The organism is Pseudomonas sp. LG1D9 (assembly GCF_002949995.1).
Taxonomy (GTDB): domain Bacteria; phylum Pseudomonadota; class Gammaproteobacteria; order Pseudomonadales; family Pseudomonadaceae; genus Aquipseudomonas; species Aquipseudomonas proteolytica.
Genome location: NZ_CP026881.1, coordinates 4,005,821 through 4,022,805 on the forward strand (window position 1 = coordinate 4,005,821; position 16,985 = coordinate 4,022,805).

16 protein-coding genes and 1 pseudogene are annotated in these 16,985 nt (G+C 61.6%); 12 read left to right on the plus strand and 5 right to left on the minus strand.

Going from position 1 to position 16,985, the window contains the following annotated elements; translation table 11 throughout:
* Positions 1-58: 58 nt before the first annotated feature.
* Positions 59-379, plus strand: coding sequence for a hypothetical protein (locus C5F71_RS18720; RefSeq protein ID WP_104911708.1), 321 nt, complete (start codon positions 59-61; stop codon positions 377-379).
* Between the two features lie 93 nt (positions 380-472).
* On the opposite strand, the gene C5F71_RS18725 is transcribed toward C5F71_RS18720, so the two are convergent.
* The 3 genes from C5F71_RS18725 to C5F71_RS18735 all read right to left on the minus strand — a co-directional run bounded on the left by C5F71_RS18725 (position 473) and on the right by C5F71_RS18735 (position 2,373).
* Positions 473-1,255: an OmpA family protein gene (locus tag C5F71_RS18725; protein ID WP_029300161.1), complete on the minus strand. Its 783-nt coding sequence runs from the start codon at positions 1,253-1,255 to the stop codon at positions 473-475.
* Positions 1,256-1,309: 54 nt separating this feature from the next.
* Complete coding sequence (locus tag C5F71_RS18730) at positions 1,310-1,735, minus strand: DUF4398 domain-containing protein (protein ID WP_029300159.1); 426 nt, start codon at positions 1,733-1,735, stop codon at positions 1,310-1,312.
* Between the two features lie 293 nt (positions 1,736-2,028).
* Complete coding sequence (locus C5F71_RS18735; protein WP_070996167.1) at positions 2,029-2,373, minus strand: pilin assembly protein; 345 nt, start codon at positions 2,371-2,373, stop codon at positions 2,029-2,031.
* Positions 2,374-2,574: 201 nt separating this feature from the next.
* On the opposite strand from C5F71_RS18735, the gene ppc reads away from it, so the two are divergent.
* From ppc to C5F71_RS18775, 8 genes and pseudogenes are all read left to right on the plus strand, one after another.
* A complete protein-coding gene (gene ppc, locus C5F71_RS18740) occupies positions 2,575-5,220 on the plus strand; it encodes a phosphoenolpyruvate carboxylase (protein WP_029300157.1) in 2,646 nt (881 codons plus the stop codon).
* A 293-nt stretch (positions 5,221-5,513) separates the two neighbouring features.
* Positions 5,514-6,161, plus strand: coding sequence for an adenylate kinase (gene adk / locus C5F71_RS18745; RefSeq protein WP_104911709.1), 648 nt, complete (start codon positions 5,514-5,516; stop codon positions 6,159-6,161).
* Between the two features lie 90 nt (positions 6,162-6,251).
* A complete protein-coding gene (gene tsaB / locus C5F71_RS18750; RefSeq protein ID WP_029300153.1) occupies positions 6,252-6,938 on the plus strand; it encodes a tRNA (adenosine(37)-N6)-threonylcarbamoyltransferase complex dimerization subunit type 1 TsaB in 687 nt (228 codons plus the stop codon).
* An 18-nt stretch (positions 6,939-6,956) separates the two neighbouring features.
* Positions 6,957-7,046 (plus strand): annotated as a pseudogene (locus tag C5F71_RS29365) (outer membrane lipoprotein carrier protein LolA); the annotation flags it as partial.
* A gap of 396 nt (positions 7,047-7,442) precedes the next feature.
* Positions 7,443-7,763, plus strand: a complete 321-nt coding sequence (locus C5F71_RS18760) for a hypothetical protein (RefSeq protein WP_029300152.1) — start codon at positions 7,443-7,445, stop codon at positions 7,761-7,763.
* Positions 7,763-8,623, plus strand: a complete 861-nt coding sequence (locus C5F71_RS18765) for a DUF72 domain-containing protein (protein ID WP_029300151.1) — start codon at positions 7,763-7,765, stop codon at positions 8,621-8,623. The genes C5F71_RS18760 and C5F71_RS18765 overlap by 1 nt, the downstream gene beginning before the upstream one ends.
* A gap of 25 nt (positions 8,624-8,648) precedes the next feature.
* Complete coding sequence (locus tag C5F71_RS18770; protein ID WP_092233957.1) at positions 8,649-9,476, plus strand: oxaloacetate decarboxylase; 828 nt, start codon at positions 8,649-8,651, stop codon at positions 9,474-9,476.
* Positions 9,477-9,479: 3 nt separating this feature from the next.
* Positions 9,480-10,178: an extensin family protein gene (locus C5F71_RS18775; RefSeq protein ID WP_104911711.1), complete on the plus strand. Its 699-nt coding sequence runs from the start codon at positions 9,480-9,482 to the stop codon at positions 10,176-10,178.
* 3 nt (positions 10,179-10,181) lie between these two features.
* Here the strand turns inward: C5F71_RS18775 and C5F71_RS18780 are convergent, their stop codons facing one another.
* Positions 10,182-10,802 carry an energy transducer TonB gene (locus tag C5F71_RS18780; protein WP_104911712.1) on the minus strand — a complete coding sequence of 207 codons (621 nt, stop codon included), beginning with the start codon at positions 10,800-10,802 and terminating at the stop codon, positions 10,182-10,184.
* Between the two features lie 95 nt (positions 10,803-10,897).
* Between C5F71_RS18780 and C5F71_RS18785 the strand changes: the two genes are divergently transcribed.
* Positions 10,898-11,680, plus strand: a complete 783-nt coding sequence (locus tag C5F71_RS18785) for a class I SAM-dependent methyltransferase (protein WP_029300143.1) — start codon at positions 10,898-10,900, stop codon at positions 11,678-11,680.
* Between the two features lie 95 nt (positions 11,681-11,775).
* Here the strand turns inward: C5F71_RS18785 and C5F71_RS18790 are convergent, their stop codons facing one another.
* The gene (locus tag C5F71_RS18790) at positions 11,776-12,411 is read right to left on the minus strand and encodes a TetR/AcrR family transcriptional regulator (protein ID WP_029300141.1); all 636 of its coding nucleotides are present in this window, start codon (positions 12,409-12,411) and stop codon (positions 11,776-11,778) included.
* Between the two features lie 92 nt (positions 12,412-12,503).
* Here C5F71_RS18790 and C5F71_RS18795 point away from each other — a divergent pair, with 92 nt between their 5' ends.
* Entirely contained in the window at positions 12,504-13,607 is a 1,104-nt protein-coding gene (locus C5F71_RS18795; RefSeq protein WP_092233966.1) for an efflux RND transporter periplasmic adaptor subunit, read from the plus strand.
* A 6-nt stretch (positions 13,608-13,613) separates the two neighbouring features.
* Positions 13,614-16,679 (plus strand): efflux RND transporter permease subunit, encoded by a 3,066-nt coding sequence (locus tag C5F71_RS18800; RefSeq protein WP_104911713.1) that lies wholly within the window; start codon positions 13,614-13,616, stop codon positions 16,677-16,679.
* Positions 16,680-16,985 lie beyond the last annotated feature (306 nt).

The following is a 16,985-nucleotide window of genomic DNA, read 5'->3' on the forward strand; positions in this document are numbered from 1 at the left end:
ACTGATTGGGGGGTCAGCACTGCTGACAAGCAACCCTTAAATTATGTGGAGTATCGCGATGAGTATTGGTGGAATAGGCGGTTCAAGCGGCTTTGGTAACTTTGGCGGCGGCGGTCTTGGTGATTCCGGCAACATGGTCGGCAAGGACGTGGGCGGCGCTCAGCAGCAGGGCAAAACGGATCCTGAAGCCTTGAAAACGCTCCTGGAGATGCTGTTGGCCAGTGCCGGTGGTGCAGGCGGCTCTCAGGGTGCTGGCGGCAGTGGCGCCGGCGGAGGGGATGAGCAAGACTCGCCACGCAATCAGATGAATGGCGAAAAACAGCAGGGTATGCAGAACATGATGCCGCAGGAGAACAACAATCCGGTCAACTTCGGCTAACCGCAAGCAACCGGTCGGCAGGTGTTTCTTTTGCAAAAAAAAAGCCCTGCCTGGAACTCAGGCAGGGCTTTCAGACCGGTAGACGTCAGGCGGTTATTGCACCGAAGAACGTGGCTTGACCGGCTGGTTGTCGTTGGAGATGGTCACTTCAACGCGACGGTTCATGGCACGGCCCGAAACGCTGCCGTTATCGGCAATCGGGTATTCCTTGCCATAGCCTGCGGTCACGATGCGGCTTGGGTTAACGCCCATCTTGATCAGCGCAACCTGTACCGAAGTGGCACGGCGCTCAGACAGGGTCTGGTTGTAGGCCGCGCTGCCGGTGCTATCGGTGTAGCCTTCGACGATTACTTTGCGATCCGGGTTTTCCTGGAGGAATTGCGCCAGTTTGTTGATGTTCATCAGACCGCTGGATTTCAGGTCGGCCTTGTTGGTAGCGAACAGCACGTCACCGAAAGTCACCAGGGTACCGCGTTCGGTCTGCTTGGCATTCAAGCTGTTTTGCAGTTGCTTGATCTGCGCGTCACGGGCCTCGAGCAAGGCGCGGGCACGTTCGTCACCGGCATTTTTCAGCTTGGCTTCGGACTCGCGCAGGGCGATGGTGTCCTTGGCGACTTCAACGCGCTGGTTGGTCAGGTAGGCCAGTTGGTCGACCTTCTTCTCGTCTTCCTTGTCGCGGTAGGCCTTGTCGGCCTTGTCCAGCCATTCGCTGGCGTCCTTGGTTTCCAGGGCGGCGATTTTGGTCGCTTGCGGGTTGGCTTGCAGGGCCGAGAAATTGGTCCGTGCGTTTTCCAGGTTGGCGTTAGGCGGTGTGGAGCAGGCCGCCAGTGCAACGCTCATCGCCAGCAGGGCAGGGATCATCAATTGTTTACGCATAATGGTGTCGTCCTTTCAATTCGATTTCGGGTGCGATGCAAACAAGGGCGCTGCTTACTTCTGCTGGATCACAGCAGGACGCATGCCTTCGTTACGCAGCTCCTGAACAGCCTTCTGGGAATCCTTGAGCGCCAGATCAGCCTTGGCAGCCTGGGCCTTGCGCTCTGCAACGCGAGCGTCCCACTCAGCCTGTTCGGCCAGACGACGGGCTTCGTCGTACTTCTTGTCATGCATGGCCAGCTCGGCTTGCTTGAGCTTGTCCTGGGCAGCTTTCATTTCCACGGCAGCGTATTCGGTACCGCCAGCGCTGACGGCGCTGTTCACGGCCGATTGGGTCACCGCGTACTGCTCGGTCGGCGGGTTGCCGGCGCAGCCCGCGAGGACGAAGCTGGTGCCGATTGCCAACGCGGCCAATTTAAGCCCGCGCAGGTGGTTAAACGAGGATTTGGCAGTGCTGGTCTTCATCGTCTTCAACTCCATTGGATAACTCCTGAAAAACATCAAATCCATCTAAGGTGTTCAGCGTCTGCGTTTTGGCGGTGAAGCTCAGTTTGCCTTTTCAAACGCCTGTTCCAAGTGATGGCTTACTGGCTGTGACCCGAGGCTTTTTTGAATAGTTCAGCCAAAGATGGCGATTTGCCCGAAAAAACATCTGAACAAATCTGACTGAAGGGTCAGCGTTTAAAAATCGGAACTTTTGCCATGCGCAGAGGTATGCCGGGCCTATAAAAGGCCCGGTAGCCGGGGGGATGGTGTTTTTCAGCGGATGTTTATCAGTGTTTCTGATCGTCAGGCATGCCCGACATATCCTGCAGGTAGCGTCGTGAAAGCGACAGGAAGCGCGGGGTTGGGCCCACGTCCTCATACAAAGGATCGCCCTCTTCATCGGTGGCAATCACATGCTGGCCCCGGATATAGGGAAAGCTGGCTTCCAGCTCTTCGAGGGCGGCGCCGATCAGCTCACCGAGCAATTCCTCGGTGCTGCGCTTGGGGTACATCTCGCGGATGGCCGCCAGCCGTGCGGCGGCCTCTACATCCAGGTGGATGGCATATTCGGTCTTGGTCAGGCGACCCTTGGCGGTTTCTTCCCATTGCTGGGCCAGTTCTCGGATTTTCATGGCAACCTCAGTTATGCCCAGGGTAGCGGGCGGTGATGAGTGACCGGTCGCGGCGTGGATAACGCCACGACGTACCCTTGAGACTAGCTGCAACCCACAAAGTTGTAAGCGCGTCGCTGCCGAACATCGCTTGTAAGACCGCGCCTTGATCGGCACTCTTGCAGATCAAAGCGTCCCGGATTCCTGGCTGGAGATTGGCTGATGAGCGATATCGATGCACGTTTGCGTGAAGATGTTCACCTGCTGGGTGAGCTGCTGGGCAACACGATTCGAGAGCAGTACGGTGATGAGTTCCTCGACAAGATCGAGCAGATTCGCAAAGGCGCCAAGGCCGATCGCCGGGGTGGCGCCACGGAGGCGGCGGCCGGCGAAGAGCTGAGTGCCAGCCTCAACCAGTTGCAAGAAGACGAGTTGCTGCCGGTGGCGCGTGCGTTCAACCAGTTCCTCAACCTGGCCAATATCGCCGAGCAGTATCAACTGATTCACCGGCGCGATGAATCACAGCCGGCCCCGTTCGAATCGCGGGTACTGCCCGAGTTGCTGGCGCGCTTGCAGCGTGAAGGCCATAGCAGCGAATCCCTGGCCCGGCAGTTGGCGCGCCTGGAAATCGAGCTGGTGCTCACCGCCCACCCGACCGAGGTTGCGCGCCGCACGCTGATCCAGAAATACGACGCTATCGCCGCACAATTGGCCTTGCAGGATCACCGTGACCTGACCAGCGCTGAGCGCGAGCAGATTCGCCAACGTTTGCAACGGCTGATCGCCGAAGCCTGGCACACCGAAGAAATTCGCCGCACCCGGCCCACTCCGGTGGACGAGGCCAAGTGGGGATTCGCGGTGATCGAGCATTCGCTGTGGCATGCCATCCCCAACTACCTGCGCAAAGCCGATCAAGCCTTGCACGCCGCCACCGGCCTGCGTCTGCCCTTGGAGGCGGCACCGATCCGCTTTGCCTCGTGGATGGGCGGTGACCGCGACGGCAACCCCAACGTGACGGCACCCGTGACCCGCGAAGTGCTACTGCTGGCGCGCTGGATGGCTGCGGACCTGTACTTGCGCGATATCGATCACCTGGCATCCGAACTGTCGATGCAGCAGGCCAGCCCTGAGTTGCAGGCCAAGGTCGGTGACAGCGTCGAGCCTTACCGGGCCTTGCTCAAGCAACTGCGCGAACGTCTGCGCGCCACACGCAATTGGGCGCATGCGGCGTTGACCAGCAGCACCCCGGCGCCGGCCGATGTACTGCAAAACAACCGCGACCTGCTGGAGCCGCTGGAGTTGTGCTATCAGTCCCTGCACGCCTGCGGCATGGGGGTGATTGCCGACGGCCCGCTGCTTGATTGCCTGCGCCGTGCGGTAACGTTTGGCCTGTTCCTGGTACGCCTGGACGTGCGCCAGGACTCCAGCCGGCATTCGGCGGCGATGACCGAGATCACCGACTACCTGGGCCTGGGCCGCTATGAAGACTGGGACGAAGATGCGCGCATCACCTTCCTGATGAAGGAGCTGGCCAACCGTCGCCCCTTGTTGCCAGGCTACTTCAAGCCTTCGGCCGACACCGCCGAAGTGCTCAATACCTGTAAGGAAATTGCCGCTGCGCCGGCGGCGTCCCTCGGTTCCTACGTCATCTCCATGGCGGGCGCGGCATCCGATGTGTTGGCGGTGCAGTTGCTGCTCAAGGAGTCCGGGGTGCAGCGGCCGATGCGCGTGGTGCCGTTGTTCGAGACCCTGGCCGACCTGGACAACGCCGGCCCGGTGATCGAACGCCTGTTGCTGTTGCCCGGCTACCGCGCGCGGTTGCAAGGCCCGCAGGAAGTGATGATCGGCTATTCGGACTCGGCCAAGGACGCTGGCACCACCGCTGCCGCCTGGGCCCAGTACCGGGCCCAGGAGCGCCTGGTGGATATCTGCCGCGAGCAGCAGGTGGAACTGTTGTTGTTCCATGGGCGCGGTGGCACCGTTGGCCGTGGCGGCGGCCCGGCCCACGCGGCGATTCTGTCGCAGCCGCCGGGTTCGGTCGCCGGGCGTTTTCGCACCACCGAGCAAGGCGAGATGATTCGCTTCAAGTTCGGCTTGCCGGATATCGCCGAGCAGAACCTCAATCTGTACCTGGCCGCGGTGCTGGAGGCGACCTTGTTGCCACCGCCGCCACCGGAGCCGGCCTGGCGGCATTTGATGGATGAGTTGGCGGCCGATGGCGTCAGCGCCTATCGCGCCGTGGTGCGGGAAAATCCGCAGTTCGTCGAGTACTTCCGCCAGTCCACGCCCGAACAGGAGCTGGGCCGCTTGCCCCTGGGCAGTCGCCCGGCCAAGCGCCGTGCGGGAGGCATCGAAAGCCTGCGGGCGATCCCGTGGATTTTCGGCTGGACCCAGACCCGCCTGATGCTGCCGGCCTGGCTGGGTTGGGAAGCGGCCTTGAGCAAGGCCCTGGAGCGTGGCGAAGGCGAGTTGCTGGGGCAGATGCGCGAACAGTGGCCGTTCTTCCGCACCCGTATCGACATGCTGGAAATGGTCCTGGCCAAGGCCGACGCCGATATCGCCCGCCTGTATGACGAGCGTCTGGTGCAGCCTGACCTGCTGCCACTGGGGGCGCATTTACGCGACCTATTGTCGCAGGCGTGCGCGGTGGTGCTTGGCCTGACCGGGCAATCGCAGTTGCTGGCGCACAGTCCCGACACCCTGGAGTTCATCCGCCTGCGCAACACCTACCTCGACCCATTGCACCTGTTGCAGGCCGAACTGCTGGCCCGGTCCCGCCAGCAGGAAGCGACACAGGACAGCCCTCTGGAACAGGCGCTGCTGGTGTCCGTGGCCGGTATTGCCGCCGGGCTGCGTAATACCGGCTGACATTTCTGACGTGTTCTCAAGGGCTTGCACACAAAACCGCCGGTTGACCCGAAAGGGCTCTGCCGGCGGTTTTGTGTCGGGGTTGCACCAAGGGATACCGCGACCAAAAGGCTTGTGTGGTGCGGGTTCTTCCGACTTTTGGCGGCTTGTGTGGTTAGGGCTCGCTGTGTATCTTGATCAGCCTTTGGCCGTTTGGGCGGCCTGGATTCGTATTTTTACGAGCATATTCTACGAGATTGGCCCCACGCGGCGAATCCGAGCGTCATCTCTATAAAAAATTGAGGAGCACATCGATGCGCGTCATTCTGCTGGGAGCTCCCGGGGCCGGTAAAGGTACTCAGGCAAAGTTCATCACTGAAAAGTTCGGCATTCCACAAATCTCCACTGGCGACATGCTGCGCGCTGCCGTCAAGGCCGGCACCGAGCTGGGCCTGATCGCCAAGAGCGTGATGGACAGCGGTGGCCTGGTCTCCGATGACCTGATCATCAACTTGGTCAAGGAACGCATCAGCCAGGACGACTGCAAGAACGGTTTCCTGTTCGACGGTTTCCCACGCACCATTCCCCAGGCCGAAGCCCTGGTGAAGGCGGGCGTTGAACTGGACGCCGTGGTCGAAATCGCCGTTGAAGATGAAGAGATCGTCCAGCGTATTGCCGGTCGCCGCGTTCACGAAGCGTCGGGCCGCGTCTACCACATCGTCTACAACCCGCCAAAAGTGGCTGGCAAGGATGATGTAACCGGTGACGACCTGGTACAGCGCAAAGACGATACCGAAGAAACCGTGCGTCATCGCCTGTCGGTCTACCACTCCCAGACCAAGCCGCTGGTGGAGTTCTACCAGAAGCTGTCGGCTGCCCAGGGCAAGCCGAAATACAGCCACATCCCAGGCGTTGGTTCGGTTGAAGCCATCACCGCCAAGGTGCTGCAAGCGCTGAACTGATCTGACGATCGGCTTGATGTTCAACGGCCCGCTTGCGGGCCGTTGTTGTTTATACTGGCGCACTTTTTTTCGATTTGGACACCCACACCGATGAGCACCCTGCTGGCCCTGGACACCGCGACTGAAGCTTGCTCCGTTGCCCTGCTGCATGACGGCAAGGTCACGAGCCACTATGAGGTGATCCCCCGCTTGCACGCGCAAAAGCTGCTGCCGATGATCAAGCAGTTATTGCTGGATGCCGGCACCACCTTGTCGGCGGTGGACGCCATCGCTTTTGGCCGTGGCCCGGGTGCGTTCACCGGTGTGCGTATCGCCATTGGTGTGGTGCAGGGCCTGGCGTTCGCCCTGGAGCGACCGGTGTTGCCGGTGTCCAACCTGGCAGTGCTGGCACAGCGTGCCCTGCGTGAGCATGGCGCGTCGCAGGTCGCGGCAGCCATTGATGCGCGGATGGATGAAGTCTATTGGGGCTGCTACCGCGAAACCGGTGGTGAGATGCGCCTGGTCGGTGTCGAAGCCGTGCAGCCGCCCGAGGCAGCTGCCTTGCCGGCGGATGCCAGCGGTGACTGGTTTGGCGCCGGTACGGGGTGGGGGTATGGCGAGCGTATCGCCGTGCCCACGGTCGGCCAGGATGCCGCAATGCTGCCCCATGCCGAAGACCTGCTGACCCTCGCGCGTTTTGCCTGGGAGCGCGGCGAGGCAGTCCCCGCCGATCAAGCCGCGCCGGTTTACCTGCGCGATAAAGTGGCGCAGACCAAGGCCGAACGCCAACAATCCTGACCCCATGTAGGAGCGAGCTTGCTCGCGAAGGTCGTTAACGATAACCCGGGGGACCTGACTCCCCGCGTTGCCCTGAGGTTTTTCGCGAGCAAGCTCGCTCCTACAGTGGGCGGGGTTGGACGCCTGCCGGTATTTTGTAGGAGCGAGCTTGCTCGCGAAGGTCGCTAACGATAACGCTGTGAACCTGACTCCCCGCATTGCCCTGAGGTTTTTCGCGAGCAAGCTCGCTCCTACAGTGGGCGGGGTTGGACGCCTGCCGGTATTTTGTAGGAGCGAGCTTGCTCGCGAAGGTCGTTAACGATAACCCGGGGAACCTGACTCCCCGCGTTGCCCTCAGGTTTTCCGCGAACAAGCTCGCTCCTACAGGGGAGTGCATCGCCAATCGTCAGAATTTGCCCCGGGGTTTAAACCTTTACCCGTTTATGTGTTCTAGTTATCACCAGAGCATTTGCGCGCCAAGGAAAGTGCCGCTAAATTGCCATCATTGATCACGGATCTGCATGCATGCGTATAGACGGTTTCTCCTCACAGTCCTACCCCCTCAAGCGCAAGCCTCGCAAGGCGAACGTGAAGGTAGACGAGTCCGTCGAAGAATCCCCCGATTTTATTGAAGTCCAGCCCGAAACATCCCAGGGTGCGGCGGTTTCGGCCCGCTCCCAAGGTGCCAGTGGCGCGCGGATCGGCGGCGTTCCGGCCCGCCAGCAAGACATGATCTTCCCGCGATCCATGAGCAAGAACGTCGCCACGGCCCTGGCCAGCTACCTGACCACTGCCGGCTTTGTCGAATGGGATATGGAAGTGCTGGGTCTCGATATCCACATCTGATGCTGTTGCCTTATTTTCTCGGTTGCCCGTCCTGGAGCGAAAACGCCTGGCGCGAGTACCTGTATCCGCAAGACGCCCGCGCCACGGATTTTCTTGGGCTGTATTGCCAGGTGTTCAACGCCTGCGAGGGCAACACCACGTTCTACGCGCGGCCCTCAGTCGCTACAGTGCAACGCTGGGCCGAGATCATGCCCGCGCACTTTCGCTTTACCGCCAAATTCCCCGGGGATATCAGCCACAGCGCTGACCTGCGCGAACAGTTGCCCGCCGCCGAAAGCTTCCTCGGCTTGATGAGCCCGCTGGGTGAGCGGGTTTCGCCACTGTGGTTGCAACTGCCCGCCAGCTTCACCCCGCAGCGCCTGGGTGAACTGGCAGGCTTTATCGACGGCCTGGAGCGCCCGTTGGCGGTCGAAGTGCGGCACCGTGAGTTCTTCGCCAAGGGCGACGCCGAGCGCAGCCTCAACCGCCTGCTGCGTGACCGTGGTGTCGAGCGCATCTGCCTCGACCCGCGGGCTCTGTTCAGTTGCACGTCAACCTCGGCGGCGGTGCTCCACGCCCAATCGAAAAAGCCCAAGGTCCCACCCCGGCCCGCGGCCTTGACCCAGTTTCCCCAGGTGCGTTTTATCGGCCACCCGGAGCTGGAAGCCAACGACCCATTCCTGGTGCCGTGGGTGGAAAAAGTCGCTGGCTGGATCGAAGAAGGGCGCACGCCCTACGTGTTCTTGCACACGTCGGACAACCGCCTGGCGGCCCAACTGGCCATGCGCTTTCATCAGCAATTGATGGCGCGTTTGCCGGGGTTGCCTGCATTGGCGCAGTTGCATCGGGAACCCGCGGTGGAGCAACTGGGGTTACTCTAGGGTTCTTTTGTGCCTGGAGTCAGTCATGGATGCCCAAACCCTTCGCGCCGAATCCTTTAAAGCCCTGCACGAGCGTGATCGTGCGTTCGTCATGCCCAATCCGTGGGACGCCGGCTCCGCCAAGATGCTCGCCAGTCTTGGCTTTGAAGCCTTGGCCACCACCAGCGCGGGGTTTGCCTTCAGTCTTGGGCGCCCTGATGCCGAAGGTGCGCTGTCGCTGGAAGATACCTTGGGCAACGCTGGGATGATCGTCCAGGCCACCGCGCTGCCGGTGGCGGCGGACCTGGAAAACGGCTTCAGCGATACGCCTCAAGGTTGTGCCCAGAGCCTACTGCGCGCTGCCGCTACCGGCATCGTCGGCGGTTCTATCGAAGACGCTACCGGGATTGCGGTCGACCCGATCTATCCCTTTGATCTGTCTGTTGAACGCATCGAGGCTGCCGTCGCTGCGGCACGCAGCTTGCCATTCCCCTTCATGCTGACGGCCCGTGCGGAAAACCTCCTACATGGTCGCCTGGATCTGCCCGACACTATTCGCCGTTTGCAGGCCTACGCCGAAGCGGGCGCTGACGTGTTGTATGCGCCGGGCCTGCGCAGTGCTGAGGAAGTACTGGCGGTGGTGCAGGCGGTGGCGCCAAAGCCGGTGAATGTGTTGATGTCAGGTGGCCTCAAGCTCTCGGTGGCGCAACTGAGCGAGATGGGCGTCAGGCGCATTAGCGTCGGCTCGGCCATGGCCCTGGCGGCCTATGGGGAGTTCTTCAGGGCCGCGCGGGAGGTTCAGGAACTGGGAACCTTCACTTTTACCGAGCGCTCGATGCCGTTCAGCCAGGCCAATCAGTTGTTCAAGGGTTGAGTCGTGGCTTTTTTCAAAGTGTTGGGTGTGTTGCTGCTACTCGCCGGCGGCCTACTCGTGGGCATCTGGCGCGGCTGGGTGCCGGTGCCGGCCGAGTGGAACCCCTGGGCGCCGCTGGACGTGCAGGCGGCTCCCAACGTGCTGACGCGGTTCAAGCTCGGGCGTTTGCAGGATGATCCCGCGCTGTGCGACCTGGTGCTGAAAACCTCCGGGCTGCGGGTCAGCCATCAAGCGGACAGCCCGGTGGATGCTGCGTGCCCATTGCGCAACGTCCTGCGGGTACAGGGTGCGGAGGTGGGGTTGAGCAGCAGTTTCCTCGCCAGTTGCCCGTTGGCGGTGGCGTTTGCCCTGTTCGAGCGCCACAGCTTGCAGCCGGCCGCCCAGGCAGTGTTTGGCCAGGCGGTGACGCGGGTCGATCACTTGGGCAGTTTTGCCTGTCGCAATATGTATGGGCGTGAGCAAGGGCAACTCAGCCAGCATGCCTCGGCCAATGCCCTGGACATCGCCGGGTTCCGTCTGGCGGACGGGCGCAGTATCAATGTATTGAAGGATTGGCCAGGGGAGGGGGCCAGCGCGCGCTTTCTGCGCCAGGTGCGCGACAGTGCATGCAACGATTTCAACGTGGTCTTGAGCCCGGACTACAACGCCGCCCATCGCAACCATTTCCATCTGGATATGGGCCGTTGGTGGGTGTGCCGCTAAAGGTCAGGCCGCCAGGCGCAGGTTGTTGAGGATCAGTGGGCGCGCCCAGCCGCAATCGAAGTCCAGGGCCTTTTGCTGCTGCACCCGTTCTTCTTCGGGGTAAGGTTCGGCTGCCGGTGGCAGCAGGTCCAGTTCGAATTCGGCGATCGGCAGGAACAACGGCTTGGGTTGCGGCGCCGGGCCTGGCTCGGGCAGTGGCTGGCCGGCGGTCAGGACGATCGGCCGTACCCAGCCACTTTCGAAATTCTGCTGGCGCTGCTGGGCGACGATTTCATCCTCCGGGAACGGCACGGCCGCCGGTGGCAGCAGCTGCAGTTCGAACTCGGCAATCGGCAGGAACAGCGGCTCAGGCGGGGCGATCTCGGTGTCCTGTACATCGCAATGACGCTGGGTAACGATTTGCGTCAGCAGGTCGCTGCCGGCGCTGGGTTCGACTGAGGCATCCACCGGCACCGGATCTGCGGCCACCTGCGCACCTGGCTCCTGACCAAGTTGCTCGGCCAACGCCCGGGCGAAGAAGTCCTGCCACACATGACTGACGCCGGCCAGCGCTTGGGTATTGCGCAGGCCGAAGTGGTTGTGGGTCGGCAGTACACCGGTGAATAGGGAATGAATGTCTGACATTTCTCTCGGTCGACGCTCAGGGTCTGGCAAAATGCCTGATCCTTTTTTATCGGCCGCTTTCTGCCGATCCTTAATATTTTTGAGCGTAGTAAACGATGAGCGAACAACCCGCGGCCAGCCGCATTCGGGTCGAGGCCTTGGCCGACGGTTTCCAGGCCCGCGCCCAGCAGTGGGCCGAGCAGCTTGGCCTGCCTTTGCAGTTGGCAGACGCCGATTTTGCCCTGCAAGTGGGTGAGCATGGCCTGCAACTGCAACAGTTGGGGCCTGATGCGCCTGGCCCGGTGCGGGTGGATTTTGTCGAGGGCGGCGCGGCCCATCGCCGGCTCTACGGCGGTGGCAGCGGGCAGATGATTGCCAAGGCGGTTGGCGTGTCCCAGGGTGTACGGCCCCGGGTGCTGGATGCCACGGCCGGCCTGGGCAAGGACGCGTTCGTATTGGCCAGCCTGGGCTGTGAGATGAGCCTGATCGAGCGGCAACCGTTGATTGGTGCCTTGCTCGAAGATGGCCTGGCGCGCGGTGCTGATGATTTTGAAGTAGCGCCGATTGTCGCGCGAATGACCTTGCTCAAGGGCAACTCCATTGAGGTGATGCGCAATTGGGAAGGTGAGCCGCCGCAGGTCATCTACCTGGACCCGATGTTTCCCCATCGTGAGAAAACCGCCCTGGTGAAGAAAGAAATGCGCTTGTTTCGCCCGCTGGTGGGCGACGATCCGGATGCCCCGGCGTTGCTGGCGGCGGCCTTGGCCCTGGCCAGCCACCGGGTGGTGGTCAAGCGCCCGCGCAAGGCGCCGTGCATTGACGGGCCCAAGCCGAGCCACGCGCTGGACGGCAAATCCAGCCGGTACGATATTTACCCTAAAAAAGCGCTCAAGGCCTGAGGGCCCCGTCGCCGGCAAGCCGGCTCCTACAATAAACGCAATCACCTTGTAGGAGCCGGCTTGCCGGCGATGGCGTCAGATCGATCAACGACTGTTCAAGGTCGATACGCCCGCATAAACAACCCCACCACTTCCTGCACATGCTCCTCGGCGGCCGCTTCGCTCAAGCGTTCACCGCAGCCATACAGCAAGCAGAAATTCGCCGTGCCCTTGAGCAGGCAAAAGAAGTGCTCGGCGGCGGTAAACGGCTTGTCGATGCTCAATGCACCGCTCTGGTTGATCTTGCCCAGCAAGCGCTCCATCCCCTGCAGCATCCGCATGGGGCCGGCTTCGAAGAAGATCTGTGACAGCTTCGGATCCTGATTGCCCGACGTCATCATCAACCGGTGCAGGTTCACCGACTCCTCGCTGTTGATCAGCAGGTGAAAGCCTCGGGCGATGTTCAGCAACACCTTCTCCACCGGCACGCCGTCGGGCAATTCGAAATACATCACCGGCAACTGGGCTTCGCACTTGGCTTCGACGGCGGCGGTGAACAGCGTTTCTTTGTCGGTGAAGTGGCTGTAGACCGTCAGTTTCGACACGCCAGCCTCTAGGGCTACTGCATCCATGCTGGTACTTGCGTAACCGTTGCTCAAAAACAGGACTTTTGCCGCGTCGAGGATTGCCTGGCGTTTTGCCATGTCCTTGGGACGCCCGGGGCTATTGGTGTTTACAGGATTGTCGGACATTTTCACTTTAATACTGGACTGGTGAGTTTGGTATTAATAACATACCGGCCAGTATAATTATTCCAAGCACCATTTGCGAAAGGTCCTTCAGCATGCGCAGCATTTTCCTGCCCCTCGCGTTGCCTGTCAGCCTGGCTTTCTTGTTGGCTGGCTGTGGCCATGAAGAAGCGGCCCAAACCACCGTCCGCCCGGCCATGGTGGTGCAGCCGCAGCCTTCGGCGCTGGCGATGGACAGCTATCCTGGCGAGGTTCGCGCCCGTTATGAGCCTGACCTGGCCTTTCGCATTGGGGGCAAAGTCAGCCGACGGCTGGTGGAGGAGGGCGAGCGCGTCAAGGCTAACCAGCCGCTGGCAGAGCTCGACCCCCAGGATGTGCGCCTGCAACTGCAGGCCACCCGCGCCCAGGTTACGGCGGCTGAAGCCAATCTGAGCCTGGTGCGGGCCGAGCGGGATCGCTACAAGACCCTGATGGACCGTCAGATGGTCAGCCGCTCCCAGTACGACAATTCCGAAAACCTCTACCGCTCAGGTCTCGCACGCCTGCAACAGATCAAGGCCGAATTCGACGTGGCCAACAACCAGGCCGGCTATGCCGTGCTGCGCGCGCCCCAGGACGGCGTGGTGGCCAAGCGTGCGGTGGAAGTCGGGCAAGTGGTAGCTGCCGGGCAGACCGTGTTCACCTTGGCCACCGATGGCGAGCGTGAAGTGTTGATCAGCTTCCCGGAGCAAAGCTTCGGCCGCTTCAAGGTTGGCCAGCCGGTCTCCGTGGAATTGTGGAGCCAGCCCGACCAGCGTTTTGACGGGCGCATTCGCGAGCTGTCACCGGCGGCGGACCCCAAGTCGCGCACCTTCGCCGCCCGCGTGGCCTTCAACGCCGGCAAGGTGCCAGCCGAGCTGGGGCAGAGTGCACGGGTATTTATTCAGGCTGATGGCGTGATCCCGCTGTCGGTCCCGCTATCTGCCCTCAGCGCAGAGAACGGCGCGTCCTACGTCTGGTTGGTCAAGCCGGATAACACCCTCAAGCGCACAGCGGTGCGGATTGGTGCCTTTGGCGAAAAAAGCGTCCCGGTGCTCGAAGGCCTGAACCCTTCCGACTGGGTGATTGCCGCCGGTGTCCATGTGCTCCATGAGGGCCAGCAAGTACGCCCGGTGGATCGCTCCAACCGGGTGGTGAATCTGGCGGCCAACAAGGAGTAGTCCCCGATGGGTTTCAATCTTTCCGAATGGGCGTTGCGTAATCGCCAGATCGTGCTGTTCCTGATGTTGTTGCTGGCGGTTGTCGGTACGTTGTCCTACACCAAGCTAGGGCAAAGCGAAGACCCGCCGTTCACCTTCAAAGCCATGGTGATCAAGACCAACTGGCCAGGCGCCACGGCCCAGGAAGTCTCGCGTCAGGTCACCGAGCGTATTGAAAAGAAACTGATGGAGACCGGCGAGTACGAGCGCATTGTCTCGTTCTCCCGCCCCGGCGAATCCCAGGTCACGTTTATCGCCCGGGACTCGATGCACTCGGCGCAGATTCCCGACCTCTGGTACCAGGTACGCAAGAAGATCAGCGATATCCGCCAGACCCTGCCACCGGATATCCAGGGCCCGTTCTTCAACGATGAATTCGGCACCACCTTTGGCAATATCTACGCCCTGACCGGCGAGGGTTTTGACTACGCGGTGCTCAAGGACTACGCCGACCGCATCCAGATCCAGCTGCAACGGGTACCGGATGTGGGCAAGGTCGAGCTGCTGGGATTGCAGGACGAGAAGATCTGGATCGAGTTGTCCAACCTCAAGCTCGCCACCCTCGGGCTGCCCCTGGCGGCAGTGCAGCAGGCGCTGCAGGAGCAGAACGCGGTGTCTACTGCCGGCTTCTTTGAAACCCCGAGCGAGCGTGTGCAACTGCGGGTGTCGGGTAACTTCAAGACGGTCGAAGAAATCCGTAATTTCCCGATCCGCGTGGGTGATCGCACCTTCCGCATCGGCGATGTGGCCGAGATTCACCGTGGCTTCAACGACCCTCCTGCGCCGCGTATGCGTTATATGGGGGACGACGCCATCGGCCTGGCCGTGGCCATGCGCGATGGCGGTGACATCCTGGTGCTGGGCAAGGCTCTGGAAGGTGAGTTCGCACGCCTGCAGAAGAACCTTCCGGCCGGCATGGAACTGCGCAAGGTGTCGGATCAACCAGCGGCAGTGAAGACCAGCGTGGGCGAATTCGTCCAGGTGCTGGCCGAAGCGTTGGCGATTGTGTTGCTGGTGAGCTTCTTCTCCCTTGGCGTGCGCACCGGCATGGTGGTGGCACTGGCGATTCCGCTGGTGTTGGCGATGACCTTTGCCTGCATGTATTACCTGGGGATCGGCCTGCACAAGATTTCCTTGGGCGCCTTGGTCCTGGCCCTGGGCTTGTTGGTGGACGACGCGATCATTGCCGTGGAAATGATGGCGATCAAAATGGAGCAGGGCTACGACCGCCTCAAAGCCGCCAGTTTCGCCTGGACCAGTACGGCGTTTCCGATGCTGACCGGTACGTTGATCACTGCGGCCGGCTTCCTGCCGATAGCCACCGCGCAATCGAGCACCGGCGAGTACACCCGGTCGATCTTCCAGGTAGTGACCATTGCGCTGCTGGCCTCGTGGGTGGCTGCCGTGGTGTTTGTGCCCTATCTGGGGGAGAAACTCCTGCCGGATCTGGCGAAGATTCATGCCGCCAAGCACGGCACCGATGGCCCGGATCCCTACGGCACGCCGTTCTATCAGCGTGTACGACGCTGGGTGGAATGGTGCGTGCGCCGCCGCAAAACCGTGATCGTGCTGACGGTGCTGCTGTTTATCGGCTCGGTGGCACTGTTCCGCTTTGTCCCGCAACAGTTCTTCCCGGCGTCCGGGCGCCTGGAGCTGATGGTCGACCTGAAACTGGCGGAAGGTGCTTCCCTGAGCAACACCGCCGATCAGGTCAAGCGCCTCGAAGGTTTGCTCAAGGAACACGCAGGGATCGACAATTACGTGGCCTATGTCGGCACCGGGTCACCGCGCTTCTACCTGCCGTTGGACCAGCAACTGCCGGCGGCCAGCTTTGCCCAGTTCGTGGTGTTGGCCAAGACCATCGAGGAGCGCGAAAGCCTGCGCACCTGGTTGATCGAAACCCTTAACGAGCAATTCCCCGACCTGCGCTCGCGGGTCACGCGCCTGGAGAACGGCCCACCGGTTGGTTATCCGGTGCAGTTTCGTGTGACCGGCGAGCACATCGAAGAAGTGCGGGCCCTGGCGCGCAAGGTCGCGGCCAAGGTGCGTGAGAATACCCACGTGGTCAACGTGCACCTGGATTGGGAAGAGCCGAGCAAGATCGTCTACCTCAATGTCGACCAGGATCGCGCCCGCGCCTTGGGCGTGAGCACCGCCAACCTGTCGAAATTCCTCCAGAGTTCCCTGACCGGTTCCAGCGTCAGCCAATACCGGGAGGACAACGAGTTGATCGAGATCCTCCTGCGCGGCACCGTGCACGAGCGCACCGAGTTGTCGCTGTTGCCGAGCCTGGCAGTACCGACCGACAACGGTACCAGTGTGGCGCTGTCGCAGATCGCCACCCTGGAGTATGGCTTCGAGGAGGGCATCATCTGGCACCGCAATCGCCTGCCGACGGTGACGGTGCGCGCGGATATCTACGGCAAGGAGCAACCCGCGACCCTGGTCCAGCAGATCCTGCCGACCCTGGCCGACGTGCGCTCCGAACTGCCGGACGGTTATCTGTTGGACGTAGGCGGCACCGTCGAGGATTCCGCCCGTGGGCAGAATTCGGTGAAGGCCGGTGTGCCGCTGTTCATTGTGGTCGTGCTGACCTTGCTGATGCTGCAACTGCGCAGCTTTTCGCGCACGGCCATGGTGTTCCTGACTGCGCCGCTGGGGCTGATCGGTGTGACGCTGTTCCTGCTGGTATTCCGCCAGCCGTTCGGTTTTGTGGCCATGCTGGGGACTATCGCGCTGTCCGGGATGATCATGCGCAACTCGGTGATCCTGGTGGATCAGATCGAACAGGACATCAAGGCCGGCCTGGATCCGTGGCAGGCAATTATCGAGGCCACCGTGCGGCGTTTCCGGCCGATTGTGTTGACGGCGCTGGCGGCGGTGCTGGCGATGATCCCGTTGTCGCGTAGCGTGTTCTTCGGGCCGATGGCGGTGGCGATCATGGGTGGGCTGATTGTGGCGACGGCGTTGACCCTGCTGTTTTTGCCGGCACTGTATGCGGCGTGGTTCCGGGTCAAGCCGAAGTCGGCTTAAGTCAGGGTCAATCGGCTACAAGGTGCGGGAACTGTTTCTGGCGCACCTGCCACTCAGGGCAAACCTGGGATGCAGGTGCCTTCTCCGTGCAACGGTTGTTTGCCGGAAAGGCTTCATTGAGCCATGAGGACTGATCTATGTTTATGCCGATCCGGATGTATCTGGGACCTTTGTCGATGCTTGGACTCAAATCGCTGATGTCCGGGGCCAATGGCCAACCCGCGTCGAAACCGCCATGCCCGGCCAAGCCTGAGCCATGCCATGCCAAACCCGACCCATGCCACGCCAAGCCTTGCGGTAACACCA

What these genes read in the sequence shown, in the direction of transcription:
- C5F71_RS18730 (WP_029300159.1), bottom strand. Translation starts at nt 1,735, where the DNA reads ATGGAGTTGAAGACGATGAAGACCAGCACTGCCAAATCCTCGTTTAAC.
- adk (WP_104911709.1), top strand. Translation starts at nt 5,514, where the DNA reads ATGCGCGTCATTCTGCTGGGAGCTCCCGGGGCCGGTAAAGGTACTCAG.
- C5F71_RS18780 (WP_104911712.1), bottom strand. Translation starts at nt 10,802, where the DNA reads ATGTCAGACATTCATTCCCTATTCACCGGTGTACTGCCGACCCACAAC.
- tsaB (WP_029300153.1), top strand. Translation starts at nt 6,252, where the DNA reads ATGAGCACCCTGCTGGCCCTGGACACCGCGACTGAAGCTTGCTCCGTT.
- C5F71_RS18725 (WP_029300161.1), bottom strand. Translation starts at nt 1,255, where the DNA reads ATGCGTAAACAATTGATGATCCCTGCCCTGCTGGCGATGAGCGTTGCA.
- C5F71_RS18790 (WP_029300141.1), bottom strand. Translation starts at nt 12,411, where the DNA reads ATGTCCGACAATCCTGTAAACACCAATAGCCCCGGGCGTCCCAAGGAC.
- ppc (WP_029300157.1), top strand. Translation starts at nt 2,575, where the DNA reads ATGAGCGATATCGATGCACGTTTGCGTGAAGATGTTCACCTGCTGGGT.
- C5F71_RS18720 (WP_104911708.1), top strand. Translation starts at nt 59, where the DNA reads ATGAGTATTGGTGGAATAGGCGGTTCAAGCGGCTTTGGTAACTTTGGC.
- C5F71_RS18735 (WP_070996167.1), bottom strand. Translation starts at nt 2,373, where the DNA reads ATGAAAATCCGAGAACTGGCCCAGCAATGGGAAGAAACCGCCAAGGGT.
- C5F71_RS18765 (WP_029300151.1), top strand. Translation starts at nt 7,763, where the DNA reads ATGCTGTTGCCTTATTTTCTCGGTTGCCCGTCCTGGAGCGAAAACGCC.
- C5F71_RS18800 (WP_104911713.1), top strand. Translation starts at nt 13,614, where the DNA reads ATGGGTTTCAATCTTTCCGAATGGGCGTTGCGTAATCGCCAGATCGTG.
- C5F71_RS18770 (WP_092233957.1), top strand. Translation starts at nt 8,649, where the DNA reads ATGGATGCCCAAACCCTTCGCGCCGAATCCTTTAAAGCCCTGCACGAG.
- C5F71_RS18760 (WP_029300152.1), top strand. Translation starts at nt 7,443, where the DNA reads ATGCGTATAGACGGTTTCTCCTCACAGTCCTACCCCCTCAAGCGCAAG.
- C5F71_RS18785 (WP_029300143.1), top strand. Translation starts at nt 10,898, where the DNA reads ATGAGCGAACAACCCGCGGCCAGCCGCATTCGGGTCGAGGCCTTGGCC.
- C5F71_RS18795 (WP_092233966.1), top strand. Translation starts at nt 12,504, where the DNA reads ATGCGCAGCATTTTCCTGCCCCTCGCGTTGCCTGTCAGCCTGGCTTTC.